We start from the raw sequence: 24401 nt of genomic DNA on the forward strand, positions 1-24401 counted from the left end.
ATGTGGTGAGGGTAACAATCAGACGTCTCGCTGTGAACAGCTTGTTTCGGCCGCCAGGCTGGGGTGCTCCGAGCTGTGCCCGCCGACAGGGCCGCAAGAACTGACATCCTCTTGCAGCAGGATCTGTCGCTCTGGGGATCCGGGCTGGGGTCAGCCTGCGGTCCGCGGAGCCCGCTCCCGGCCACCGCCGGTCGGCCGGCCGGCGGCCCCGACCGCCTCACTGACCGCCGCCACCACCGCCGGGTCGGCGTCCGGACGGGACAGCAGGATGAACTCCACCTCGCCCAGCGGCGGCAGATCGGCCGGGGCCACCGGGGTCAGGCCGACCGGCACCAACCGGGCCGAGTGCGGCAGCAGGCCGAGACCGGCGCGGGCGGCGGCCACCAGCCCGCCGAGGCTGCCGCTGGTGCAGGCGATCCGCCACGGCTGACCGGCGGACGAGAGCGCGGCGAGCGCCTGCGCCCGGGAGATGCTCGGCGGCGGGTAGACCACCAGCGGCACCGGTTCCCCGGCGGTGCGCCGTGGCGGTGTGGGCTGATCCGCCGCGCCCAGCCAGACCAGCCGGTCACGCCAGACCAGAGTGCCCCGGGACTGACCCGCCAGGCGTTTGGCGAAGACCAGGTCGAGTGCCCGGGCGTCCAGCAACTGGTGCAGTGTGCCGCTCAGCGCCACGGTCAGCTCGACGTCGACCAGCGGGTTGCGGCGGCGGAAGGTCTGCAGCACGTCCGGCAGGTAGCTGGAGATCAGGTCCTCGGAGACGCCGAGGCGCAGCTTGCCGCGTACCACCGTGGTGCTGAAATGCCGGCGGGCCCGGTCGTGCGCGTCGAGAATGTCCCGGGCGAAGCTGATCATCGCTTCGCCGTCCACCGTCAGCTGCACGGTGTGCGTGTCGCGCAGCAGCAACGGCCGTCCGGCCGCCTCCTCCAACCGCCGCACGTGCGCGCTGACCGTGGACTGCCGCAGACCGAGCCGCTCGGCGGCTCGGGTGAAGCTCAGCAACTGGCTCACCGCCAGGAAGCTGCGCAGCTGGACAGGCTCGTACACGACCTGCATGCTATCGCGTTACGCGATGACAGTCAGTGCGGTGATCAGCTTTCCCGCTGATCGGCCAGCCGCTCAGAATGGGTGGACCAACCCCTTGTCCACCTGGAGCACCCGGATGCGCTGGCCCCGCTGGCTGATCATCGACCCGTTCATCGCGATGCTGTTCGCCGTCGTGGCGCTCGCCGCGCTGCTCCCGGTCCACGGCACCGCCGCCTCGGTCGCCGGTGTCGTCGCCAGCGTCGGCATCGCCCTGCTGTTCTTCCTGCACGGGGCCAGGATCGCCCCGGCGGCGGCGCTCGCCGGCGCCCGACACTGGCGCCTGCACACCGTGGTGCTGAGCACCACCTTCGTGGTCTTCCCGCTGCTCGGTCTGGCCGTTGCGCTGATCAGCCCGCAACTGCTGCCGGCCGAGCTCTACCAGGGGGTCCTCTTCCTCTGCGTGGTCCCCTCGACGGTGCAGTCGTCGATCGCGTTCACCTCGATCGCCCGGGGCAACGTGCCGGCCGCCGTGTTCAGCGCGTCGTTCTCCAACATCGCCGGGGTCGCGCTCACCCCACTGCTCGCCGTGCTGCTCATGCAGAACACCGGTGACCTGCGGCTGACCGCAGGTTCGATCGGCTCGATCGTCGGGCAGCTGCTGCTACCGTTCGTCGCGGGTCAGCTGTCCCGGCGGTGGACCGCTGACTGGATCGGCCGACACAAGAGCCTGACCTCGGTGGTCGACCGGGGCTCGATCCTGCTGGTGGTCTACACCGCGTTCAGCGCCGGTGTGGTCGCCGGGATCTGGCAGCAGATCGCCGTCAGTCAGCTGCTGGTTCTCGGCGCCACCGTCGGTGCCCTGCTGGCGGTGGTGATGGGGCTGCTGTTCGGCGTCACCCGGCTGCTCGGCTTCGACCACGCCGACCGGGCCGCGACGGTCTTCTGCGGCGCCAAGAAGAGCCTGGCCACCGGGTTGCCGATGGCGGCCGTGCTGTTCAGTCCGCAACTGCTCGGCCTGCTGGTCCTACCGCTGATGATCTTCCACCAGATCCAGCTGATCGTCTGCGCGGCCCTGGCCCGGTGGTGGTCGCACCGGGCACCAACGGTCCGTCCGTCAGGCGAGACGACCCGGGTGTAGGTGTGGTCGGCCGACGGTGGGTCGGGCCGGTCAGCGGACGACGACCGAGTCGAGCTGCTCGGCGCCGTACCGCTCGATGTACCGCTCCAAGGTGTCGTCGCGCACCGCGGTCCAGAAGCCGACACCCTGATAAGGGTCCAGCCACATCACCCACTGGTCGCCGACGTACCCGGTGTCCGCCACCGGGGCGGTGACGAACCGGACGTCGTTGCGGATCTTGCGCAGGTCGAAGGCGAGCTGCCGGAGTTTGTCGTTGGTCAGGCCGTCGTCGACGGTGACGGTCGCGGTGATTGCGTCGAGCAGCGCGCCGAGCTGTCGCGGGCTGGTCAGGGTGTCCCGGTCGAGGGTCTCGTCGAGCAGCGCGCGCAGGTAGTTCTGGTGGCGGCGCATCCGGTCGAAGTCGCCCTCCGGCAGGCCGTGGCGCTGGCGAACGTACTGGACGGCCTGCTCGCCGTTGAGCCGTTGCAGTCCTGCGGGCCAGGTCGACTGCAGGCTCGGTCCGGGCGTCCCGGCCGGGATATCCACGGTCACCCCACCGACCGCGTCGGTCAGGTCCTGCAGCCCGACGAGGTCGATCAGGGCGACGTGGTCGATGCGCAGCCCGGTCACGTTCTCGACCGTCTGTACGGCGAGGCTGGCACCACCGAGCGCGTACGCAGAATTGATCTTGAGGTTGCCGTGCCCGGGGACCGGCACCCACGAGTCGCGGGGGATGGAGACGACGTACGCCCGCTCCCGGTCGGCGGTGATCCGGACCACCATCAGCGAGTCGGTCCGGCCGTACGGCCCGGCGGGGGAGTCCGCGCCGGTGGCGCTGGAGGCGAGGCTGTCGATGCCGGCGAGCAGCACGGTCAGCCCTTCCGGCGTCGGTGCCGGCCGCTGGTCGGCCGGGATCGTGGCGAACGGGTCGGGGATCCGCTTGATCTCGCCGAGGTAGTAGTGACTGACGACGGCCACCCCGGCCACCCCGGCGAGGGCGGCGACCACCAGGCCGGTGATGCCGAGCAGGGCGATGCGGCGCAGCCGGCGACGGCCGTGCCGGGCCGGTGGCCGCCGGTGCCGGCCGGTGCCGGCGCCCGATCGGGTCAACGTCACCGGGCTGGTCGCTGAGACCCCCGGCTGCCGGTCGGACCGCTGCGGCTGGTCCGCGGTCGTGGCCCACTGGCCGTACGCCTGGTCGGTGGTGGCCCATTGGTCGTGCTGCTGGTCGATGGTCCACTGGTGTGACTCGGCCCAGTCGTCGTCCGCCGTGGCGGGGCGGTGCTGGCCCTGGTCGTGCGCGGGCGCATCAACCCAGTTCTCCCGGGCCGGTGCCGGATTGTCCTGATCGTCAGGTCGCCCGGTCATGTGATCACCTCTGGCTCGATCGCTGAGAGACCCAGGCTAACCAGACATTACGGATCTATAACGCCAATCGGCTAAAATCAAGACGAGACTCGGGCTGGCCGGCGTCGTCGGGTGAACCGGATCGACAACTCGGCACCCGGCACAGCCAACTCGGTTTAGCGTCACAATATGTCAGCAATAGTCGGTATTGTCGGTGAGGCCGGCGGTCGCAGCCAGAGTGCCGACCAACTCGCCCTGGCCTGCACCCCGCACGACCTTCAGCGGACCGGTCGCTACCTGGACGACCGGGCGGCGATCGTCGCCCGCTGGTCCGACGAGGACCGGGCCGTGGCCCGGTCGCCGCGCTACCCGGGTCGGTCGCCGTACTACACGGCCACGACGGACGCGGTCGCGGTCAGCTGCACCGCCCAACCCGACCTGCTCGACCTGTATCGTCGGCACGAAACGGCGGCCGTCACCAGGCTGACCGGCGACTTCGCGATCGCGGTCTGGGACCGCGACCGGAACCAGCTGATACTGGCGGCCGACCGGACCGGCGAGCGGACGCTGTACTGGCGGCTCAGCGGCGGCCAGTTGATCTTCGCCTCGCAGCTGCGGGCGTTGCTGGCCGATCCATGTACCGGCCAGGAGCTCGACCCGGTCGCACTGCACCACTACCTGACCTACCGGTACGTCCCCGCGCCGTGGACGATCTACGCCGGCATTCGCAAGCTTCCCCCGGGCACATCGCTGATCTGGGCGGACGGGCGGGTCACCACCCGTCGCTACTGGACACTCGACGCCGCTGCCGGGCCGTCGGCACCCGGTATCGACCAGGCCGCCGAACAGCTACGCGAACGGCTGGTCGACGCCGTGCGCTCCCGGCTGCCGGCCACCGGGTCGCCGCAGGTGCTGCTCTCCGGCGGGATCGGCGCCACCCTGGTCGCGGCCGCCGTGACCCGCAGCACCAGCGTCAGGGCGCACACCTGCTCGGTCGGGTTCGGCGACCCCCGGCTCGACCAGCGGGCGGCGGCGCGAGGCGTCGCCCGGGCGCTCGGCACCGAGCACCAGGAGTATCGGGTGACCGGGCTCGACCCGGCCGTACCGCAGCAGATCGCCGGCCTGTTCGAGGAACCGTTCGCCAGCCCGGCCGCGATCCCCGCCTACCTGGTCGCCCGGTACGCCGGGGTGCGGCGGGCGGAGGCGTTCTGCGGCCTCGGCGGTGCCCTGCTGTACGGCGGGTTCCCGCACCACCTGCTGCTCGGCTGGCTCAACGGCTGGCCGCAGCGGCCGGCCGGACTGCCCGGGTTGCAGCGGGCCGGGGCCGCGCTGGTGCGGCGGAGCACGGCCGGAACCCCGGTGCGTCGGCTCGGCCGGCTGCTGGAGGTCGCCGGCTGCCCACCACCGACCCGGTACGCACGGATCGTCGCCGAGTGCAGCGCCGAGCAGAAGAACGCCCTCTACGGGGCGCGGCTGCGCGACGAACTCGCCAACGTGGACAGCGGTTTGCTGGCTGAGGCGGCCTACCTCGCCTCGTCAGGGGACTCCCAGGCGACCCGGATGACCGACGCGGACCTGCACGGATACCTGCCGGGCGACGTACTCGCCCGGTGGTCGACCGTGTCGGCCGGCGCGGGACTACGGCTGCAGGCGCCGTTGCTCGACCACCGACTGCTCGAGTGGGTGGCCGGCCTGCCGGCATCGTGGAAGGTGCCGGGGCGGCGGCGGAACCTGGCGCGGCGGGCGGCGGCCGGCTGGTTGCCGGGCCGGGCGGTCACGTCCGAGCCGGTGGACGCCCGGCCACCGCTGGCCAGCTGGCTGCGGGCCGAGCTGCGCGAACTCGCCGGGGACCTGCTCACCGACCGGACCTTCCAGGACCGTGGCCTGTTCCAGCCGGCTGCGGTCCGCCGGCTGCTCGACGAGCACCAGGCCGGGGTGGACCACGCCGGCGAGATCTACACGGTGCTTCAACTCGAACTCTGGCTGCGGCACCGGCCGGGGTCGGTGAGAGACCCCGCACTTGCTGGTCAGCGCGACATGACCTTGGAAGAATCGGGGTACGGCACAACTGGCGCCGGAGGTTGTCCGGCGGCGGCATCGCCAACCGGAGACCTTCGGTAACCGTGCCGGAACGGATAGTGTGATCATCATCGACGCGCCGGTCAACCAGGACCGGCGTCGCTGTACCTGCTGCATGTACGTGGAGGTGGAGTTCTCTACATGACCGACCCGACCCCCACCAAGGCCTCCGGATCCGGCGACAAGTCCGGATCGAGCAAAAAGTCGGACTCAACCAGGCCGCCGGAGTCCCGGCGTCCGTTCCAGCTCTCCTCCTGGGCGGAAGCCAAGTTCATCGGCGACGTGCTCCGCACCGAGACCGTCGGCGGCGGGCTGCTGCTGCTCGGCGCGGTCATCGCGCTGATCTGGGCCAACTCCCCGTGGGGCGACGCCTACACGGACCTGGGCCAGTTCGTGCCCTGGCCCGGCGGGGCACCGCTGCACCTGGACGTCGACCTGGCGCACTGGGCGGCGGACGGCCTGCTGGCGATCTTCTTCTTCGTGGTCGGTCTGGAACTCAAACGCGAATTCGTCGCCGGTGAACTGCGCAGCCCACGCCGGGCCGCGCTGCCGGTGATCGCCGCGGTCGGCGGCATGGCCATGCCGGCGCTCATTTACGTACTGATCAACCTGAACACCGGCGACAGCGCGCTGCGCGGCTGGGCGATCCCCACCGCCACCGACATCGCGTTCGCCCTCGCCGTGCTCGCCGTCATCGGCTCCCACCTGCCGCAGGGCCTGCGCGCCTTCCTGCTCACCCTGGCCGTCGTCGACGATCTGCTGGCGATCACCATCATCGCGTTCTTCTACACCGAACAGGTCAACTTCCTGGCACTGGCCGGTTCCCTGCTACCGCTGCTCGCCTTCGCGCTGCTGCTGCGGTTCGGCAGGACCTGGTGGTGGGCGCTGATCCCGCTGGCCGCCATCACCTGGACGCTGATGCACGCCTCCGGCGTACACGCCACCATCGCCGGCGTACTGCTCGGCTTCATGGTGCCGGTGCTGCCCCGCAAGGGCGAGCAGCACGGCATGGCCGAGCACTTCGAACACCGGTGGCGGCCGGTCTCCGCCGGCTTCGCCGTGCCGGTCTTCGCCTTCTTCGCCGCCGGGGTGTCGCTGCGTGACGGCGGCATCGGCTCGGTGCTGACCGATCCGGTGGCGATCGGCGTGATCGCCGGTCTGGTCCTCGGCAAGACGATCGGCATCCTGGGCGCCACCGGGCTGATGACCCGCTTCACCCGCGCCGACCTGGGCGGGCTGAAATGGGTCGACCTGCTCGGGGTGTCCCTGCTGGCCGGTATCGGGTTCACCGTCTCGCTGCTGATCGGCGAGTTGGCGTTCGGTGCCGGCAGTGACCGCGACGCCCACGTCAAGGCGGCCGTCCTGATCGGCTCGCTGACCGCGGCGCTGCTCGCCGCCATCGTTCTCAGCCGGCGGAACAAGGTCTACCGGCGGATCTCCGAACAGGAACGGCAGGACCGCGACGGCGACGGAATCCCGGACATCTACCAGCAACTGCCGCAACCGACACCGGACGACGACCGCCGCTGACCCGGATTGACCGGCGGCGACCGACGCTGACCCGGATCGACCGGCGGCGGCCCCGCAACCTGGTCGTACCCCCTGGTCCTGCCCCTAGTCGAGGGACAGGTCCAGCAGCGACCGGAACGCGGGGCCGTCGCCGTCCAGCGTGATCCGCCGGGTCAGCCGCACCGACTCCAACATCCGCCGGTCGTGCGTGACCAGCAGCAACGTGCCGGTGAACGACGCCAGCGCCGACTCCAACTGCTCGATCGCCGGCAGATCCAGATGGTTCGTCGGCTCGTCGAGGACCAGCAGGTTAACCCCGCGCGTCTGCAGCAACGCCAACGCCGTACGGGTCCGCTCGCCCGGCGACAGGGTGGCCGCCGGCCGCAGCACATGGTCGGCCCGCAGCCCGAACTTCGCCAGCACCGTACGGGCCTCGGCGGGGGCCAGGTCGGCCGCCGCCCGGAACGTGTCCAGCACCGGCTCGTCGCGCAGGAACAGCTGGCGGGCCTGGTCGATCTCGCCGACCACCACCCCGGGGCCGAGCCACGACTCGCCCGAGGCCAGTGACAGCCGCCCCAGCAACGCGCCGAGCAGCGTCGACTTGCCGGACCCGTTCGGCCCGGTGATCGCCACCCGGTCCGCCCAGTCGATCTGCAGATCCACCGGGCCGAGAGTGAACCCGCCTCGGCGTACCACCGCCCGGCGCAGCACCGCGACCACCGCGCCGGCCCGGGGCGCGGCGGCGATCTCCATCCGCAGCTCCCACTCCTTGCGCGGCTCCTCGACGACCTCCAGCCGCTCGATCATCCGCTCGGTCTGCCGCGCCTTCGCCGCCTGCTTCTCCGCGGCCTCGGTCCGGGCGTTGGTGGTCAACTTGTCGCTGTCGCTGGCCTTGCGCCGGGCGTTGCGCACGCCCTTGTCCGTCCAGGCCCGCTGAGTGCGGGCGCGGGCCTGCAGCCCGGCCCGGGTGTCGGCGTACTCCTCGTACGCCTCCCGGGCGCGCCGGCGGGCCACCTCCCGCTCGGCCAGATACCCGGCGTACCCGCCGCCGTAGTGGTTGACCTGCTGCTGGGCCAGATCCAGCTCGACCACCCGATTCACCGTACGGGCCAGGAACTCCCGGTCGTGCGACACCAGCACGGCTCCGGCGCGCAGCCCGGTGACGAACTGCTCCAGCCGGGCCAGCCCGGCCAGGTCCAGATCGTTGGTCGGCTCGTCGAGCAGCACCACGTCGTAGCGGCTGAGCAGCAGCGACGCGAGCTGGGCGCGGGCCGCCTGGCCGCCGGAGAGCGCCGTCGTCGGCTGGTCCAACGTCACCGTCAGACCCAGGTCGGCGACCACCTGCTCGGCGCGTTCGGCCAGGTCGGCGCCGCCGAGATCCAGCCAGCGTTCCAGCGCCACCGCGTACGCGTCGTCGGCGCCGGCCTGGCCGTCGGCCAGTGCCTGCGTCGACGCGTCCAGGTCGTGCTGCGCCGCCGCCACCCCGGTCCGGCGGGCCAGGTAGTCGCGTACCGACTCGCCCGGCCGGCGCTGCGGCTCCTGCGGCAGCAGCCCGACGGTGGCGGTCGGCGGGTTGCGGGTGACCGCGCCCGACTCGGGCGCGGCGGTGCCGGCGAGGATCCGCAGCAGCGTCGACTTGCCGGCACCGTTCGCGCCGACCAACCCGATCACGTCGCCGGGCGCGACGACGAGGTCCAGCCCGGTGAAGAGTTGCCGGTCACCGTGCCCGGCGGACAGGTCCCTGGCGATCAACGTGGCGCTCATGGCCCGGCGATCGTAGCCGCCGACCGGCACACTGTGCTGATGATTTCCACGCTGGCGATCGACTGTGGCGGCGGCGGCATCAAGGCGTCCGTACTCGACGAGGCCGGCACCATGCGGGCCCGGCCGCTGCGGGTGCCGACCCCGTACCCGCTGCCGCCGAAACGGTTCGTCGACACCTTGCGCGGGTTGCGTGACCAGCTGCCGGCGGCCGACCGGGTCACCGTCGGCATGCCCGGCATGATCCGGCACGGCGTCGTGGTCGCCACCCCGCACTACGTAACGAAGGCCGGTCCGCGGACCAAGGTCGACCCGGGACTGCTCGCCGAATGGTCCGGCTTCGATGCCCGTACGGCGCTCGGCGCCGCCTTCGACCTGCCGGTGCTGGTGCTCAACGACGCCGAGGTGCACGGTGCCGGGGTGGTCGCCGGCGCCGGCTGCGAACTGGTCCTCACCCTCGGCACCGGGCTCGGCTGCGCGCTGTTCGACGGCGGCCGGCTCGCCCCGCACCTGGAGCTGTCCCAGGCGCCGGTGCGCTGGGGGCAGAGCTACGACACCTACGTCGGCGAGCACGAACGCCGCCGGCTCGGCGACGCGTTCTGGTCCCGGCGGGTACGCGGCGTCGTCGACGGTCTGCGACCAGTGTTCTGTTGGGACCGGCTCTACCTCGGCGGCGGCAACTCGCGGCTGATCCGTCCCGAGCAGGTGGCCCGGATGGGCGACGACGTGGTGGTGGTGCCGAACACGGCCGGCATCGTCGGCGGCGTACGGGCCTGGACGCTGATCCGACCCTGAACCCGGTCCGACCGCGTGACCGGTCCGATCCCTGAAACCATTCCGACCCTGACTGGTCTGTGCCGGATCGTCCCGAAGCTGGCTGGGTGGCCGGCGGATGTCCGGTCCGGGAACAGTCGCATTCCGCCGGTGGTTGTGCCAGCGTCAAGGGTGTCGGTGATCGCGACCGGGAAGGTGGGGCGGCCATGGATCTGTTGGAGGAGTACCGCCGGGCGAACCTGTACTTCGAGTCCGGCGACCCGTCCGGGGCGGCCCGGCTGCTGGAGCCGATCATCGCCGCCGAGCCCGACAACTCGGCGGTCCGCCAGCTGCTGGCCCGCTCCTACTTCAAGTCGGCGCAGCTCGGCCGGGCCGAGGAGCAGTTGCGCGAGCTGATCGACCGCGACCCGAGTGACCACTACGCCCATCACGTGCTGGGTCGTACCCTGGAACGGCTCGGTCGGCCGTCGCAGGCGCTGCGGCACCTGCGGCTCGCCGCTGCCATGCGTTCCGAGCACTCGGACTACCTGGCCGCGCTGCGCCGGGTCGAGGCGAAGGTCAACGGAAGGGTGTCGTGAAGATCAAACTGGACCTGCACGACATCTACAACCGTGGCCAGGACATCGACCGGGCGCTGCGGGGTGTCATCGACGAGGCGGTGGCCAAGAAGGCCACCCTCGTCGAGATCATCCCTGGCAAGGGCTCCGGCCAGCTGAAGAAGCGGGTGCTGCGGTTCCTCGACCAGAAGGACGTCAAGCAGCTCTACCACCGGGTGGAGAAGGACTCGAAGAACTTCGGCCGACTGTTCGTCCATTTTCGATGGAAGTGACTCCATCGCTGCGCTGGTAGCGACTCCGCCGCTGCGTTGGTAGCGACGCGGCCACCTAGCGCGGGCTGAGGGCCGCCATCGCCCGGTCGACGTAGTCGGCGAGTGAGTGCTCGGTCGTGGACGCCAGCCAGGCGTGCTGCGCCGCGACCAGACAGCCGAAGGCGGCAGCGGCGAGCGCCCCGGGCGTCGGATCGTCGGCGGCGTACGGGGCGCCGGCCGCCGCCGCCCGCTCCCGCAGCACCGCGACCACGGCGTGCTGCATGCTCTGCAGCTTGCGCAGGTAGACGGCGAGCAGCGCAGGCGTCTCCAGGATCACCCGCTGGACGGGCTTGCTGACCTGCTGCTGGCCTGACGTGTCTGCTGTGGCGTCCACGATGTCGAACAGCCGGCGTAGCGACGTCCAGACGGGTTCGTCGGCGGGGCGCTCCCGCAGGTTGGCGAGCATGTCGTCGGCACCGAGGTCGAACTTGCCGACGACGATGTCCTCCTTCGTCGCGAAGTAGCGGAAGACGCTGCGTTGCGACATGCCGACGGCCGCCGCGATGTCGTCGATGGTGGTGGCGTCGTAGCCCCGTGACACGAAGAGCTGCAGTGCCGCCTCGGTGATGTCGCGTTGCACGGCTCGGCGGGTGCGTTCGCGCAGGTTCGGTTGCTTTCCAGTCATGCTGTGGTCAGCATAGCACCGGCCGTCAAATCTGACAGTAGCTGACAGTTTCGGCGTACAGTGTCGTCATGACCAAGGTGATCGTCATAACCGGATCCAGCGACGGCATCGGTGCCGCGGCCGCCCGCCAGCTGCACAGCGCCGGCCACCGGGTGGTCGTCGTCGGGCGCTCCCCGGGCAAGACCGAGGCCGTCGCCCGCGAGATCGGCGCGGAGCACTTCCTCGCCGACTTCGCCCGCCTCGACGAGGTACGCAAGCTCGCCGCCGAGCTGGACGCCGCGTACCCGCGCATCGACGTGCTCGCCAACAACGCCGGCGGCGTCTTCGGCGACCCCACCAAAACCACCGACGGCTTCGAGCTGACCTTCCAGATCAACCACCTGGCACCGTTCCTGCTGACCCGGCTGCTCATCGACAAAGCGGCGGCCCGCCAGGCGCGTCAACTCCCAGGCGTACGACCCTGATCTCGCCCGCCGGCTGTGGGAGCGTTCGGAGCAGCTGCTGGGTTGACCGACGCCGCCGGCGCCGGGCCGGTGGCCCGCTGAGTCGACCAGGCCGTCAGCGCGGCTTTCGGGTCGTCGGCGAAGAACCGGATCGTCCGTACGTGTGCGATGCGGCCCAACGAGCGGACCACCCACAGCGGCTCGGCCAGCTCGACCACCAGGTTGGTCTGCGCGATCGCCGACACGATGAGCACGTCACCGTCGACCCGGATGGTGCCCTGCTCGTCCTCGGACACCGTGGCATCGGCGTCCAGCTCGGTGAGCACCTCGCGCAGCTCCCGGCCCCGGTCGTCGGCGAGTACGCCCCGGATCTCGTCGAGGGAGAGTCCGAGTTCGCTCAGCCGGCGTACCCGGGCCAGCGCGACCGCATCCCGTAGCAGGTACTCCCGGTAGCCGTTGGGCAGCCGCTCCGGCTCAGGCAGCAACCCGAGATGGTGGTAGTGGCGCACGGTCCGGGTGGAGACCCCGACCAGCGCGGCGAGCTCGCCGATCCGCATGCCACCAGTAACAACGTTGCCGTTACGACAAGGTCAAGCTTGCCGTAGCGGCCTCGCAGACTGTCAGGCGTCCTGGAGTTCTCGGAGGTGGTGGTCGACCGCCTGGAACCGTGGCCAGTCCGGCGTGTGACAGCCGACGGCGTGCAGCGCGGTACGGATGTCCATCAGCAGCCTGCTGGCAGCGAACTCGAAGCTGGTGGCCTCGGTCGAAGTGGCGATGTCCACGATCCGGTCAGTGAGCTTCGCAGCGATCTGGACCTCGACGTCCAGAGAATCCAATTGCTCCTGGACCGCATCGATGAATTCTTCGAACTGCTCATCGGTGCCATGGGGGGTGCTGACGAAGGTCATCTGGACCGCGAGACGGAACTCTTTCACGTTGCCTCCCAGCACGTCGCCCGACGAAGCTGAGCCCTCATGTCTCGCAAGTAGTTCGGATTAGAGGGCGTCGTTGACATCGTCTTCATGCACTTACAGGGATTCAGGCACTTCAACTTGAAGTGCTTGTTCCCTCCTCCGGTGACGGACCAGCCATCCTTCTCGACCTCCTTGAGGAGTTCCTCGTACTCGCCGCCGAGCCTGTGACGAGGGCGTGACACTGTGAGTTCTCCTCGTGTTCGAGGGTACCTTGGATTGCTGCCGCTACGGCAGAGGTCTTTCGTTGGGTCGATCCTCTCGTCAGTATCGATGTTCAGCGCGCGGGCCGGGTCGGACATATAACTCATTTGACGCACTGTCGGTTATGAGACAGTCACCGAAAGCTACTTCTGGCGAATGTTGCCGTCCGATCGGCTACGGCCACCAGCGCAGTGTCGACGAACGTGATGACGGGGTGTGGCGTCGTTGCCGCCGCGACGAGGTCAAGCAACGATCGTCAACGTGATGGGCCCGGTGCTGCGCTGTCGAGGGCGATGGTCACGACCTTGCGCACCGCCGGTCCGTCCGGCGGTTCGGTCTCCCTGTCAGCGAGGAGCAGATGTCCGGTCCCTACCAGCATCGGCGCGAGTGCGTCGATGTCGGCGTCGACCGCGATCCGGCCGAGGTCCCGCTCGGCGGCCAGGTAGGACGCGATCATGGTCGTGGCGTCGGAGAGGATCGGCAGTCGGGGGTCCGGTCTGGCTTGCCGCAACCGTCCGCGCAGCTCGTGGCGGGAGACGATGAGACTGATCAGGGCGAGGGTCACCGATCCGAACAGCTCGGTGAGCAGCCCGGTCAGATTGTCGGCGACGGTGCCGGTCCCGGCTGCCTGCTGCAGGGCGGCGGCCTGGGTATCGATCCGAGCCATCCGGTCCAGCACGAACTCGGTGAGGAAGGTGTCGAAGTCGGCGAAGTAGCGGTGCAGGACGCCCTTGGCGACCCCCGCCTCGGTGGTGACCGCCCGGCTGGTCAGACCACTTGGCCCAGTGCAATGCCGGACGGGCCAATCATGTGGTCGGTGGCCGGCAGGCATTCCTGTACCCGGGCCGAGACGAGGTGGAGTTGCTCGGTCTGCCGAACCTGAATCTCAGCGCCCGCATCGGCAAGGGCAACCACCAGGGGTTCAGCATCCAGGATGTCGACCTGATCCTTGGTTCGGTGCGGGTGGCAACCGACGTGGACGACATCTCGACCTGGCCGCAGACCCTGATGCGCTGACGCCATGCCCCATAGTGCATACGTTGAGTAACTGTCAGGGTCGGGGGTACCGGTTCAGCTTGATGCCAGAGATGCATCTTGATGCACCTGTGGCATCAAGCCTGTAGAGACACCCTGCCTCCGGAACAGCCAAGCGACCGAAGCGACCCGAGCAGGCGGAGCAGCCAGAGCAGGCGGAGCAGGCGGAGCAACGGTTCAGTCTTTGTTTTATTCAGCGCACGATGTACTATCGCAACCCATGGAGACGCTGACGTACGGGCAGGTGCTGGCGCGCTTCGGGCACGCCCTGTCCGACCCGGTCCGGGCCCGGCTGCTGCTCGCACTGCGCGACGGCCCCGGCTATCCCGCCGAGCTGGCCGACCTGCTCGGCACCAGCCGGCAGAACCTCTCCAACCACCTGGCCTGCCTGCGCGGCTGCGGCCTGGTCGTGGCGGTGCCCGAAGGCCGGCGGTCCCGCTACGAGCTGGCCGACCCCCGGCTCGCCCACGCCCTGGGCGACCTGCTCGGCCTGGTGCTGTCCGTCGACCCGGCGGCCTGCCCGACCGCTGACACCGACGACTGCTGCTGATGCCCGCTCAACTGCCGCTCGTCCCGATCGGCCCGACCCGGCCGTCCGGACAGCACCAGCCGGCCGGCCCGACCCGGCCGTCCGGGCACTCCGAGCTGTCCGCTGCCCGGCAGGCGACGCTCGCCCGGCGGATCCGATGGTTCGTCGCCGCCACCATCGCCTACAACGTGATCGAGGCGATCGTCGCGATCAGCGCCGGCACCGTCGCCTCCTCCACCGCGCTCATCGGGTTCGGCCTCGACTCGGTGGTCGAGGTGGCCTCCGCCGCCGCAGTCGCCTGGCAGTTCACCGGCGCCGACCACGAGCGCCGCGAAAGCCGCGAACGCGCCGCGCTACGGGTCATCGCCGTGTCGTTCTTCGCCCTCGCCGGCTACGTCGGATTCGAATCGGTACGGGCGCTGCTGGGCGCGCACCGCCCGGACCACTCCACGGTCGGGCTGATCCTCGCCGCGCTCTCCCTGGCGGTCATGCCGGTGCTCTCCACCGCGCAGCGCCGCGCCGGGCGGGAGCTCGGCTCGGTGTCGGCCGTCGCCGACTCCAAACAGACTTTGCTCTGCACCTACCTGTCCGCTGTCCTGCTAGGCGGGCTGGCGGTCAACTCGCTGTTCGGCTGGTGGTGGGCCGACCCCGCCGCCGCTCTGGTCATCGCCGCCGTCGCCGTCAGGGAAGGCCGGGAGGCCTGGCGCGGCGACACCTGCTGTGCCTGATACCTGATCGAGGTGAGGCGGCAGAGCTGTCGGCCGGGTGGCTACCATCGCCGGGTGAACGAGGCAGCCGGCGGCAGCAGGGGCGACCAGGGCGATGCGGGTGAGCAGGTCGACCCGAGCGGCCGGGGTGACGAGCGGCGCGGCACGCTGTCGGTGGTGCCGACGCCGATCGGCAACCCGCGCGACATCACCCTGCGGGCGCTGGACGTGCTGCGTACCGCCGGGTTGGTCGCCGCCGAGGACACCCGGCGGGCCAGGCGGCTGCTCGACGCGCACGACATCGACGTCCGGGTGGTCAGCTGCTACGACCACAACGAGCAGGCCCGTACCGCCGAGTTGATCTCCGTGCTGAACGCCGGCACCGACGTCGCGTTGATCTCCGACGCCGGTACGCCGCTGGTCAACGACCCCGGCTACCTGGTGGTCGGGGCGGCGCTGGCCGACGGGCTGCGGGTCGACCCGCTGCCCGGGGCGAGCGCCGCGCTGAGCGCGCTGGTCGGCTCCGGGCTGCCGGCAAACCGTTTCCTGTACGTCGGTTTCCTGCCCCGCAAGTCGGCGGCGCGGCGCACCGCGTTGACCGAGGTCGCCCCGGTGGCCGCCACGTTGATCTTCTTCGAGGCGCCGCACCGGGTGGTGGAGATGCTCGCCGACGTACGCGAGGTGCTCGGTGACCGGGCGGCGGCGCTGGTGCGCAACCTGACCAAGTCGCACGAGGAGTGGCTGCGCGGCCCGCTGTCCCAGGTGCACGCCGACCTGGCCGCCCGCGACGAGGTCAGGGGCGAGATCACCGTGGTGGTGGAGGGCATACGGCGGCGTGAGTCGACCAACGGCGGCGGGGTCGGGGCCGGCAGCCTCGACCCGGACCGGGTGATCGAGTTGTTGCTCGGTGCCGGGCTGGACACCCGGACGGTACGGTCGTTGGCCGGCCAGTTGACCGGGCTGGCCCGCAACGAGGTCTACGACCGGGTGTCGGCGCTGCGCCCGCGCTGAAGGCCGCCTGCATAGATCTATTGACATGCTCGAAACACGCTGAGAATATTCGAGTACTGCGGGTGGGAGCGCTCCCATCCGCTGCTTTCGATGCATGACCGCTGACACGGCGCGCCGGGCAGAGCCTCGCCCGCGCCGCACGACCATCGGAAGGACCCGGCGTGTCGATATTCTCCCGGCGGCGGACCGTTCCGCTCGCCGTCACCGCGGTGGCGGCGCTGACCGCCACCGCACTCACCGCCGCTGCTCCTGCGCACGCGCAGGACGAGGCACCCGAACAGATCGTCAACGGCACCTTCGACGACGGCCACGCCCCCTGGTGGGGCACCGCCAACATCACCCTCGACTCCAGCAGCCAGCAGCTCTGCGCCGACATCCCCGGTGGCACCGTCAACCCGTGGGACGTCATCATCGGCCAGGACGACGTTCCGCTGGTCGCCGGTGAGACGTACGAATACAAGTTCTTCGCCACCGCCACCCCCAACAAGGTGATCCGGGCGCTGATCCAACTGCAGGTCGACCCGTGGACCCAGTTCATGGCGGCCAACCCCGAGGTCAGCGTCTCCGGCAACAACTACACGTACACCTTCACCGCCCCGACCGACCTGCCCAATGCGCAGGTCGCCTTCCAGGTCGGCGGCAGCGCCGACCCATGGCGGCTGTGCCTCGACGACGTGTCGCTGCGCGGCGGCGCCGAACCGGAGGAGTACGTGCCGGACACCGGACCCCGGGTGCGGGTCAACCAGGTCGGCTACCTGCCGAAGGGGCCGAAGAACGCCACCCTGGTCACCGACGCCACCGACCCGCTGCCCTGGAAACTGTACGACTCAGGCGGCAAGGTCGTCGTCAACGGCAAGACCAAGCCGCGTGGGCTGGACGAATCCTCCGGGCAAAATGTCCACTCGATCACGTTCAGTCGATTCGTCCGGCCCGGCACCGGCTACACCCTGGTCGCCGACGGCGAGACGAGCTTCCCGTTCGAGATCGGCACCAGCTTCTACACGCAGCTGCGCGCCGACGCGCTGAAGTTCTACTACACCCAGCGCAGCGGCATCGAGATCCGCGACGAGCTGCGGCCCGGCTACGGCCGCCCGGCCGGGCACGTCGGCGTCGCCCCCAACCAGGGTGACCTGGAGGTGCCGTGCCAGCCCGGTGTCTGTGACTACACCCTGGACGTTTCCGGTGGCTGGTACGACGCCGGCGACCACGGCAAGTACGTGGTCAACGGTGGCATCTCCGTCTACCAGCTGATGAACGAGTACGAGCGGGCCCTGCGGGTGCACCGGGGCAAGCCGTGGCTGCAGCGTGACGGCGTGCTCGACCTGCCGGAGAGCGGCAACAAGCTGCCGGACATCCTCGACGAGGTGCGCTGGCAGCAGGAGTTCCTGCTCAGGATGCAGGTCCCGGCCGGGCAGCCGCTGGCTGGCATGGCCCACCACAAGATCCACGACGCGGCGTGGACCGGCCTGCCGCTGCTGCCGCACCTCGACTCCCAGCTGCGCGAGCTGCACCCGCCGTCGACCGCCGCCACGCTCAACCTGGCGGCCACCGCCGCCCAGGCGGCGCGGGTGTTCAAGCCGTACGACGAGGCCTTCGCCGACCGCAACCTGGACGCGGCCCGCACCGCGTGGGCGGCGGCCAAGGCCAACCCGCAGATGTACGCCGACCCGGCCGACGCCATCGGCGGCGGCCCCTACGACGACACCGACGTCACCGACGAGTTCTACTGGGCGGCGGCCGAGCTGTACCTGACCACCGGGGAGCGCGAGTTCCGGGACTTCGTGCTCGCCTCGCCGCACCACACGGGTGACATCTTCAAGGAGGGCGCCTTCGGCTGGCAGTGGACCGCTCCGCTGGGCCGGATGGCGCTGGCCACGACGCCGAACAGCCTGCCGGGCTGGTGGCAGGTGCGGGCGTCGGTGATCGATGCGGCGGACCGCTACCTGGCCACGCTCGATGCCCACCCGTACGGTGTCCCGTACGCCCCGGTCGGCAACCTCTACGACTGGGGTTCGAACAGCGTCATCGTCAACAACGCGATCGTGATCGCCACCGCGTACGACCTGACCGGTAAGGAGAAGTACCGCGACGGGGTGCTGCAGACGATGGACTACATCTTCGGCCGCAACGCGCTGAACATCTCCTACGTCACCGGCTACGGCACGGTGTCGTCGCAGAACCAGCACTCCCGCTGGTACGCCCGCCAGCTCAACCCCGAGCTGCCGAACCCGCCGCGCGGCACGCTCGCCGGTGGTCCGAACTCGTCGATCCAGGACCCGGTGGCGCAGCGGCTGCTGACCGGCTGCGCGCCGCAGTTCTGCTACGTCGACGACATCGAGTCCTGGGCCACCAACGAGCTGACCATCAACTGGAACGCCCCGCTGTCCTGGATCGCGGCCTTCATCGCCGACCAGGGCCGCGGCTGAATCCACCGCCCCTGCGCCGCCCGGGCGGCGCAGGGGCGTGGCGGTCAGAACGTGTAGGTCCGGGCGACGGTCACCAGTTCGCTGGTGTGTGAACCGGCCACCCCGACCCCGGTCGGCCGGGGGGTGAAGCCGGGCAGGTCCGCCAGGCCGTCGCTGCCGTCGGCCACCCGCACCCGGACCGGGCCGGTGGCGGCGTTCGCGCCGTCGCCGGCCCGCAGCACCAGCACGACCTCCAGCCCTTGCGGCGGCGGGGCGTGGAACACCGTCCCGAAGCTCCAGCCGTCACCGGACGAGGTGCCGGTCGACTCGACCGGCACCTCCCGGCCGGCGACCGTCGCCGACACCACCTCGGGCCCGCCGGCCGCCACGTGCAGCCCCACCAGCCGGACCGGCCGCTGCTGCAGCAGGCGCAACCGCAGGGTACGCCGCCCGTCGGCGGCCACCCCGCTGTCGTCGAGCAGGTCCAGCGCCGGCGCCGGCAGGTCCGCCGCCTCGGCCGGCCCGGTACGCAGCGGATGGTCGCCGATCAGCGGAAACTCGTCCGCCACCGAGGCGGCCTGGTCGACGTACCCGGCGGTCCACGGCTGCGGCCGGGTCTCCCAGCTCAACCAGCGGGCCTCGCCGGTGTCGGTGTCCAGCGCGTACATCAGCTGGGTGGGTACCGGATGGTCGGCGTCGAACCGGTCCACTACGAAGCCGACCACGGCGAGCATCAGCGCGGCGAGCCCGGCGGCGACCGCTGGCACCGGCCCGGCCCGGCGGGCCCGGACCGCGGCGACGCCGCGCTGCCCGCCGGCCTGCGGCAGCAGCAGGTCCAGCACCGGCAGCGCAGCCAACGCCAGCAGCGTCGCGACGAACGCGGCGGCTGCGGCCAGACCCATGCCCAGCGCCGGGAAGAGCAGTACCACCGTCGGTGCCAGCAACAGCACGCCGACCGTCGCCCCGGCGGCCAGCGCCACCACCGGCCACGGACCGGTTGTCCGCAGCGACAGCGCGACCAGGCAACCGGCCGTGCCGGCCAGGGCCGGCAGCGTCGCCAGGTACGACCCGCCGGGGGCGAGTGCGGCGAGCAGCAGGCCGATCAGCGTCAGCCAGGCCAGCCCGCCGACGGCCAGCGCCGCCGGGCCGACCCGCCGTCGTAGCAACGCGTACCAGGTGAAAACCACGGCCGTGGTCAGCGCCAGCACCGCCAGCCGGTACGGCACCGGCCGGTACGGGTCGAGCAGGTCGGCGTACTCCGGCCGGAGCCGGACCACGACGGTCCACAGCAGTTGCGCGGTGGCCGGCGCGGCGACCAGCGGGATCGCCGCCAGGCCGAACCCGGCGGCCAGTCGCGGCCAGTCGGCCCGGCCACGTCGCCGGGTCGCCCACGCCAGTACGCCGACCGCGACGGCGGCCAGCACCGCCAACGGCCAGGTCAGTGTGCCGGGGTAGCGGGCCAGCCCGAGCGGGGTGGGAAAGTAGGTTGCGTCGGAGTCGGCGGCCAGCGCCGGGATGTCCGCCGCGCCGAACCCGCGGGCCAGGCCGAGGGTGTTGTCGCCGTGGTGCTGCAGGCTGGCCCGGTCCATCGACGCGGGGGTGTCCTGCGGGGTGTGGTAGATGGCCGAGCCGTCGATGTACGCCGAGTTCAGCCCGGCGAAACCGGCGTCCAGGAACGGGGTGAAGTCGGTGTCGTTGGGCAGCAGCCGGTAGACCTCGACGGCGAACGACGTGCCGATCGGGTGCGGGGCGGCGCGGCCGAACACGTCGACCAGGGCGGCGTTGTCGCGGGACGTCTCGAAGGTGACCACCGGCCCGCCGCTGCCCCGCGCCTCCAGGTTGAGCACCACGGTGTCGTCGGCGTCGGCCAGCGGATGCCCGGCGACGAACGCCGCCGCCCCGCACAGGCACGCCTCCTCGGCGTCGGTGAACAGCAGCACGACGTCGTTGCGCGGCCGGTCACCTTCGGTGATGGCACGGGCCACCTCCAGCAGGGTGCCGACGCCGGCGCCGTCGTCGTTTGCACCCGGACTGACCTGGACCGAGTCGTAGTGGGTGACCAGCACGATCCGTCCGGTCGGGTCGGTTCCCGGGATCTGGGCGACCACGTTGCGTACCCGGGCCAGGGTGGCGCCGCTGGCCGCGCCGCTGAGCTGACCGGCCTCGCCGCCGACCGCGTCCTGGGTCTGCGGGGCCAGCCCCAGCGCGGTCAGCGTGTCGACCAGGTAGTCGCGGACGTCGTCGTTGGCGGCGCTGCCGGTCGGGTGCGGCCGCTGCGCGATCCGTTCGATGTGCCGGTGCGCCCGGTCGGCGCTGAACTCGCTGGCCGGCGCGCCGGCGCCGCGCGGCGCGGGTGGACGCAGGTCGACCAGCGCGGCGGCGGCCACCAGGCCGAGGGCGGCCAGCGCGGCCAGCGCGGCGGCCGGCCGCCGGTGGGGCCGGGCGAACGCCCGGTGGGCGGCGGCGACAAGGGGTACGCCCATGGTGCTCTCCTGCGCTGCGTGGGTAAGGGTGGCTACATCCTGCCCAATCCGGGCTGGCCGGGTAACCAGGCATCGGCCGGGTGGCCTACTTTGTGCAAGTGCTTGCTGTTGTGTGCCCTGTTCGGCTGGGAGACGATCAGCGGGTCATCGAAAAGGAGCTCACCATCGACACTCACCTGGCGCGGCGGCGGACCAGCGGCAGGCCGGCATGACCGGTTCGTCACTCGTTCCGCCCCGTTCCGATCCTCGGTCCGAGCCGGGCCCGCCGGTGGCTGTCGCACCGACGGAGCGGCTGCGGGTGCTGTTGGTCGAGGACGACGAGGGCGACGCGTTCCTCGTCGGCGAGTTGCTGGCGGAGGCGCAGGCGGCGGTCGACCTGGTGGTGGCGAACAGCCTGAACCAGGCCCGGGAGCGGATCGCCGGGGTTGACTGCGTCCTGCTCGATCTGGGGCTGCCGGACGCGCAAGGGCTGGACGGTCTGCGCCGGGTGCTCGGGGTGGCCGGCCGGGCGGCGGTCTGCGTGCTCACCGGCCGGCAGGATGAGCACCTCGGCATCGGCGCGGTCGCCGAAGGCGCCCAGGACTACCTGGTCAAGGGTCAGGTCGACGGGGTACTTCTGAGCCGGGCACTGCGGTACGCCGTGGAGCGTAAGCGGGCCGACGAGAACGCCCGCCGGCTGCGTGAGGTCGAGCTGCGGCAGGCCGAGTCGGCCCGGCTGGAGCGCGGGCTGCTGCCGCAGCCGCTGATGGACACCGACGAGGTTTCGGTGCACACCTTCTATCGGCCGGGTCGGCACGCCGCGCTGATCGGCGGGGACTTCTTCGACGTGGTGCAGACCACGCCCGAGCGGATCGACCTGATCGTCGGCGACGTCTGCGGGCACGGCGCCGACGAGGCCGCGCTCGGGGTCGAGCTGCGGGTCGCCTGGCGGGCGCTGGTGCTCGCCGGGGTGGCCGACGACGCGGTGCTGCCGGCGCTGGAGCAGGTGCTGATGAGCGAACGCCGGCTGCGGGAAATCTTCGCGACGGTGGCCGCCGTCCGGCTGGACCTGGCCGCCAACCGGGCCACTGTACGGTTGGCGGGACATCCGCCGCCGCTGCTGTTCCGCCACGGTCAGGTCGCGCCGGTGCCCGCCCCGGGCGGCCTGCTGCTCGGCGTCCACCCCCGCCCGCCCCGCGCCTTCGATGTGGAGTTCGACGCCGATGAGTGGTCCCTGTTGATGTACACCGACGGTCTGATCGAGGGGCGGCTCGGTGACTCCGACGAACGGCTGGACGTGGCCGGCCTGCAACGGCTGGTGGCCGAGCCGGCGGCCCGGGACGTGCCGCTGCCGGCGCTGCCCGGCTGGCTGGTCGGCCGGGCCGAGGAGATCAACGGTGGTCCGCTCGCCGATGACGTGGCGATGCTGCTGGTCAGCCGGGGCGGTGGCCGGTGACCGCCGCTCCGCCACCGGCCGGGGTGTCCCGGGCCAGCCGGTTGACGCTGCGTGCCCGGGTGACGCTGCTCTGCGTCGTGGTGGGTGGACTGCTGGCGGCCCTGGCCGGCGGCGCGGCGCTGGTCGCCCGAGCCAACCAGGACCACATCGACACCATGCTCACCAGGATCGGCCCGCTGCGGACCGACGCGGAGAGCCTGCTGACCGTGCTGGTCGACCAGGAGACCGGGGTACGTGGCTACGCGGTGTCCGGTGACCCGGCCGATCTCGCGCCGTACCGTCAGGGGGCGGTGCAGGAACGGCAGCTGATCGACCACATGCTGAGTCTGATCGCGGAGGACGATCCGCTGCGCGGCCAGATCGAGGCCATCGCCGACCAGGCACGGCAGTGGCGCGACCTGGTCGCCGAGCCGGCGATCGCCGCCGTCGAGACGGACGGGACCGATGCCGGGCAGGCGCTGCTCGGCGACGCTGCCCGGGAACGTTTCGACGACCTACGGGTTGACGTCGACCAGCTGCAGGCGGACATTCTGACGGTCCGGGACCGGGTCGCGGCGGACGCCCGGGGGACCAGCCGGACCCTGGCGGGTCTGCTGGCCGTGGCGGCGGCGGTGGTGGTTCTGGCCGGGGTGGTGCTGCTGATGTCGCTGAACAGGCTGGTGATCGGCCCGGTCACCGGTCTCGCCGCGCAGGTGCGGCAGGTGGCCAACGGCGAGTACCACCGGGACATCGCGAACGTCGGGCCGCCGGAGCTGGCCGCGCTGGCCAGCGACGTGGACGGCATGCGACGCAAGATCGCCGCAGATCTGGCCGAGGTGCGTGAGGCCCGGGAACGGGTCGAGTGGGTGAACGGCCAACTGCAGAGGCAGGCCGAGGAGCTGGTCCGGTCCAACCGTGACCTGGAGCAGTTCGCCTACGTGGCGTCGCACGACCTGCAGGAGCCGCTGCGCAAGGTGGCCAGCTTCTGCCAGTTGCTGCAGCGCCGGTACGCCGGTCAGCTGGACGCCCGCGCGGACCAGTACATCGCCTTCGCTGTCGACGGCGCGCAACGGATGCAGCGGCTGATCAACGACCTGCTGGCGTTCTCCCGGATCGGCCGGATGACCTCCGGCTTCACCGACGTCGACCTGAACAAGGTGATGACCGAGGTGGCCGGTCAGACCGAGGCGAGCCGGGAGTACGCCGGCGGCGAGCTGACCTGGTCGGAGCTGCCGGTGGTCACCGGCGAGGAGCCGTTGCTGACGAATCTGCTGGTGAACCTGGTCAGCAACGCGTTCAAGTTCCGTCGGCCGCAGGTGCCGCCCCGGGTGGAGGTCTCCGCCCGTGAGCTGGCCGGCGAGTGGGAGATCACCTGTCGGGACAACGGCATCGGGATCGAAGCCGAGTTCGCTGACAAGATCTTCGTGATCTTCCAGCGCTTGCACTCGAAGGACGCCTACCCGGGCACCGGGATCGGGCTGGCGATCGGCAAGAAGATCGTCGAGTACCACGGCGGCCGGATCTGGGTTGACACCCAGGTCGACCAGGGCACGGCGATTCGTTTTACGCTTCCGGTGACCGCCCGCCCGGACCCGGTGTCCGCCGCGTCGGCCGACGGCGGCGCCGAGAAGGAGACGAAGGTGTGATGACCGAACCGGACGGCAAGAGCCCGATAGAGGTCCTGCTGGTCGAGGACGATCCGGGTGACGTGCTGATGACCCAGGAGGCGTTCGAGGAACACAAGGTCCGTAACCGGCTCACCGTCGTCTCGGACGGCGCCGAGGCCCTGGCCTACCTGCGCAGGGAGGGCAAGTACGCCGACGCGGTGCTGCCCGACCTGATCCTGCTCGACCTGAACCTGCCCCGGCGCGACGGCCGTGAGGTCCTCGAGGAGATAAAGAAGGACGACGACCTGGGCCGGATCCCGGTGGTGGTGCTCACCACCTCGCAGGCCGACGAGGACATCCTGCGCTCCTACCAGCTGCACGCGAACGCGTACGTGACCAAGCCGGTGGACTTCGAGCGGTTCATCGCGGTGATCCGGCAGATCGACGAGTTCTTCGTCAGCGTGGTTAAGCTGCCCCCGCGCGGCTGAC

Annotated in this window: 22 protein-coding genes and 1 pseudogene; 15 read left to right on the forward strand and 8 right to left on the reverse strand. The window is 71.0% G+C overall.

Features of this window, described 5'->3' with window-relative positions:
- Window positions 1-150: 150 nt before the first annotated feature.
- Window positions 151-1044, reverse strand: coding sequence for a LysR family transcriptional regulator (locus tag O7543_RS22810; RefSeq protein WP_281551969.1), 894 nt, complete (start codon window positions 1042-1044; stop codon window positions 151-153).
- Window positions 1045-1138: 94 nt separating this feature from the next.
- Between O7543_RS22810 and O7543_RS22815 the strand changes: the two genes are divergently transcribed.
- Window positions 1139-2161, forward strand: coding sequence for a bile acid:sodium symporter family protein (locus O7543_RS22815; protein WP_281551968.1), 1023 nt, complete (start codon window positions 1139-1141; stop codon window positions 2159-2161).
- Between the two features lie 30 nt (window positions 2162-2191).
- Here the strand turns inward: O7543_RS22815 and O7543_RS22820 are convergent, their stop codons facing one another.
- Window positions 2192-3508, reverse strand: coding sequence for an LCP family protein (locus O7543_RS22820; protein WP_281551967.1), 1317 nt, complete (start codon window positions 3506-3508; stop codon window positions 2192-2194).
- Window positions 3509-3676: 168 nt separating this feature from the next.
- On the opposite strand from O7543_RS22820, the gene O7543_RS22825 reads away from it, so the two are divergent.
- Window positions 3677-5608, forward strand: coding sequence for an asparagine synthase-related protein (locus O7543_RS22825; RefSeq protein WP_281551966.1), 1932 nt, complete (start codon window positions 3677-3679; stop codon window positions 5606-5608).
- A gap of 99 nt (window positions 5609-5707) precedes the next feature.
- Complete coding sequence (gene nhaA / locus O7543_RS22830) at window positions 5708-7096, forward strand: Na+/H+ antiporter NhaA (protein WP_281551965.1); 1389 nt, start codon at window positions 5708-5710, stop codon at window positions 7094-7096.
- 84 nt (window positions 7097-7180) lie between these two features.
- On the opposite strand, the gene O7543_RS22835 is transcribed toward nhaA, so the two are convergent.
- Complete coding sequence (locus O7543_RS22835; protein ID WP_281551964.1) at window positions 7181-8839, reverse strand: ABC-F family ATP-binding cassette domain-containing protein; 1659 nt, start codon at window positions 8837-8839, stop codon at window positions 7181-7183.
- 39 nt (window positions 8840-8878) lie between these two features.
- Here O7543_RS22835 and O7543_RS22840 point away from each other — a divergent pair, with 39 nt between their 5' ends.
- From O7543_RS22840 to O7543_RS22850, 3 genes are all read left to right on the forward strand, one after another.
- Window positions 8879-9631 carry an ROK family protein gene (locus O7543_RS22840; protein WP_281551963.1) on the forward strand — a complete coding sequence of 251 codons (753 nt, stop codon included), beginning with the start codon at window positions 8879-8881 and terminating at the stop codon, window positions 9629-9631.
- Window positions 9632-9816: 185 nt separating this feature from the next.
- Window positions 9817-10188: a tetratricopeptide repeat protein gene (locus tag O7543_RS22845; protein ID WP_281551962.1), complete on the forward strand. Its 372-nt coding sequence runs from the start codon at window positions 9817-9819 to the stop codon at window positions 10186-10188.
- Window positions 10185-10439, forward strand: a complete 255-nt coding sequence (locus O7543_RS22850) for a Smr/MutS family protein (RefSeq protein ID WP_123606272.1) — start codon at window positions 10185-10187, stop codon at window positions 10437-10439. Before O7543_RS22845 ends, O7543_RS22850 begins: the two co-directional genes overlap by 4 nt.
- A gap of 55 nt (window positions 10440-10494) precedes the next feature.
- On the opposite strand, the gene O7543_RS22855 is transcribed toward O7543_RS22850, so the two are convergent.
- Window positions 10495-11103, reverse strand: a complete 609-nt coding sequence (locus O7543_RS22855; protein ID WP_281551961.1) for a TetR/AcrR family transcriptional regulator — start codon at window positions 11101-11103, stop codon at window positions 10495-10497.
- 68 nt (window positions 11104-11171) lie between these two features.
- On the opposite strand from O7543_RS22855, the gene O7543_RS22860 reads away from it, so the two are divergent.
- A complete protein-coding gene (locus O7543_RS22860; RefSeq protein WP_281551960.1) occupies window positions 11172-11567 on the forward strand; it encodes an SDR family NAD(P)-dependent oxidoreductase in 396 nt (131 codons plus the stop codon).
- Window positions 11568-11890: 323 nt separating this feature from the next.
- Here O7543_RS22860 and O7543_RS22865 read toward each other — a convergent pair.
- From O7543_RS22865 to O7543_RS22875, 3 genes and pseudogenes are all read right to left on the reverse strand, one after another.
- Window positions 11891-12103: pseudogene (locus tag O7543_RS22865) on the reverse strand (MerR family DNA-binding transcriptional regulator); the annotation flags it as partial.
- A gap of 63 nt (window positions 12104-12166) precedes the next feature.
- Window positions 12167-12496 (reverse strand): hypothetical protein, encoded by a 330-nt coding sequence (locus O7543_RS22870; RefSeq protein WP_281567207.1) that lies wholly within the window; start codon window positions 12494-12496, stop codon window positions 12167-12169.
- Window positions 12497-12977: 481 nt separating this feature from the next.
- Window positions 12978-13553, reverse strand: a complete 576-nt coding sequence (locus O7543_RS22875) for a TetR/AcrR family transcriptional regulator (RefSeq protein WP_281551958.1) — start codon at window positions 13551-13553, stop codon at window positions 12978-12980.
- Between the two features lie 29 nt (window positions 13554-13582).
- Between O7543_RS22875 and O7543_RS22880 the strand changes: the two genes are divergently transcribed.
- From O7543_RS22880 to O7543_RS22900, 5 genes are all read left to right on the forward strand, one after another.
- Complete coding sequence (locus tag O7543_RS22880) at window positions 13583-13738, forward strand: hypothetical protein (protein WP_281551957.1); 156 nt, start codon at window positions 13583-13585, stop codon at window positions 13736-13738.
- A gap of 238 nt (window positions 13739-13976) precedes the next feature.
- On the forward strand, window positions 13977-14306 hold the full coding sequence (locus tag O7543_RS22885; protein WP_281551956.1) for a metalloregulator ArsR/SmtB family transcription factor: 330 nt from the start codon (window positions 13977-13979) through the stop codon (window positions 14304-14306).
- The gene (locus tag O7543_RS22890) at window positions 14306-15013 is read left to right on the forward strand and encodes a cation transporter (protein ID WP_281551955.1); all 708 of its coding nucleotides are present in this window, start codon (window positions 14306-14308) and stop codon (window positions 15011-15013) included. Before O7543_RS22885 ends, O7543_RS22890 begins: the two co-directional genes overlap by 1 nt.
- Window positions 15014-15067: 54 nt before the next feature.
- Window positions 15068-16003 (forward strand): 16S rRNA (cytidine(1402)-2'-O)-methyltransferase, encoded by a 936-nt coding sequence (gene rsmI, locus O7543_RS22895; protein WP_281551954.1) that lies wholly within the window; start codon window positions 15068-15070, stop codon window positions 16001-16003.
- Between the two features lie 218 nt (window positions 16004-16221).
- Entirely contained in the window at window positions 16222-18429 is a 2208-nt protein-coding gene (locus O7543_RS22900) for a glycoside hydrolase family 9 protein (RefSeq protein WP_281567502.1), read from the forward strand.
- Between the two features lie 44 nt (window positions 18430-18473).
- On the opposite strand, the gene O7543_RS22905 is transcribed toward O7543_RS22900, so the two are convergent.
- Window positions 18474-20891 (reverse strand): M28 family peptidase, encoded by a 2418-nt coding sequence (locus O7543_RS22905; protein WP_281567208.1) that lies wholly within the window; start codon window positions 20889-20891, stop codon window positions 18474-18476.
- A gap of 268 nt (window positions 20892-21159) precedes the next feature.
- Between O7543_RS22905 and O7543_RS22910 the strand changes: the two genes are divergently transcribed.
- Genes O7543_RS22910 through O7543_RS22920 form a run of 3 tightly spaced genes read left to right on the forward strand, consistent with a single transcriptional unit; the run spans window position 21160 to window position 24400 of the window.
- Complete coding sequence (locus O7543_RS22910; RefSeq protein WP_281567209.1) at window positions 21160-22326, forward strand: fused response regulator/phosphatase; 1167 nt, start codon at window positions 21160-21162, stop codon at window positions 22324-22326.
- On the forward strand, window positions 22323-23951 hold the full coding sequence (locus tag O7543_RS22915) for a sensor histidine kinase (RefSeq protein WP_281551951.1): 1629 nt from the start codon (window positions 22323-22325) through the stop codon (window positions 23949-23951). Before O7543_RS22910 ends, O7543_RS22915 begins: the two co-directional genes overlap by 4 nt.
- Complete coding sequence (locus O7543_RS22920; protein ID WP_281551950.1) at window positions 23951-24400, forward strand: response regulator; 450 nt, start codon at window positions 23951-23953, stop codon at window positions 24398-24400. Before O7543_RS22915 ends, O7543_RS22920 begins: the two co-directional genes overlap by 1 nt.
- Window position 24401: the final 1 nt, after the last annotated feature.

Origin of the sequence: Solwaraspora sp. WMMA2080 (assembly GCF_027497395.1) — a bacterium.
GTDB lineage: Bacteria > Actinomycetota > Actinomycetes > Mycobacteriales > Micromonosporaceae > Micromonospora_E.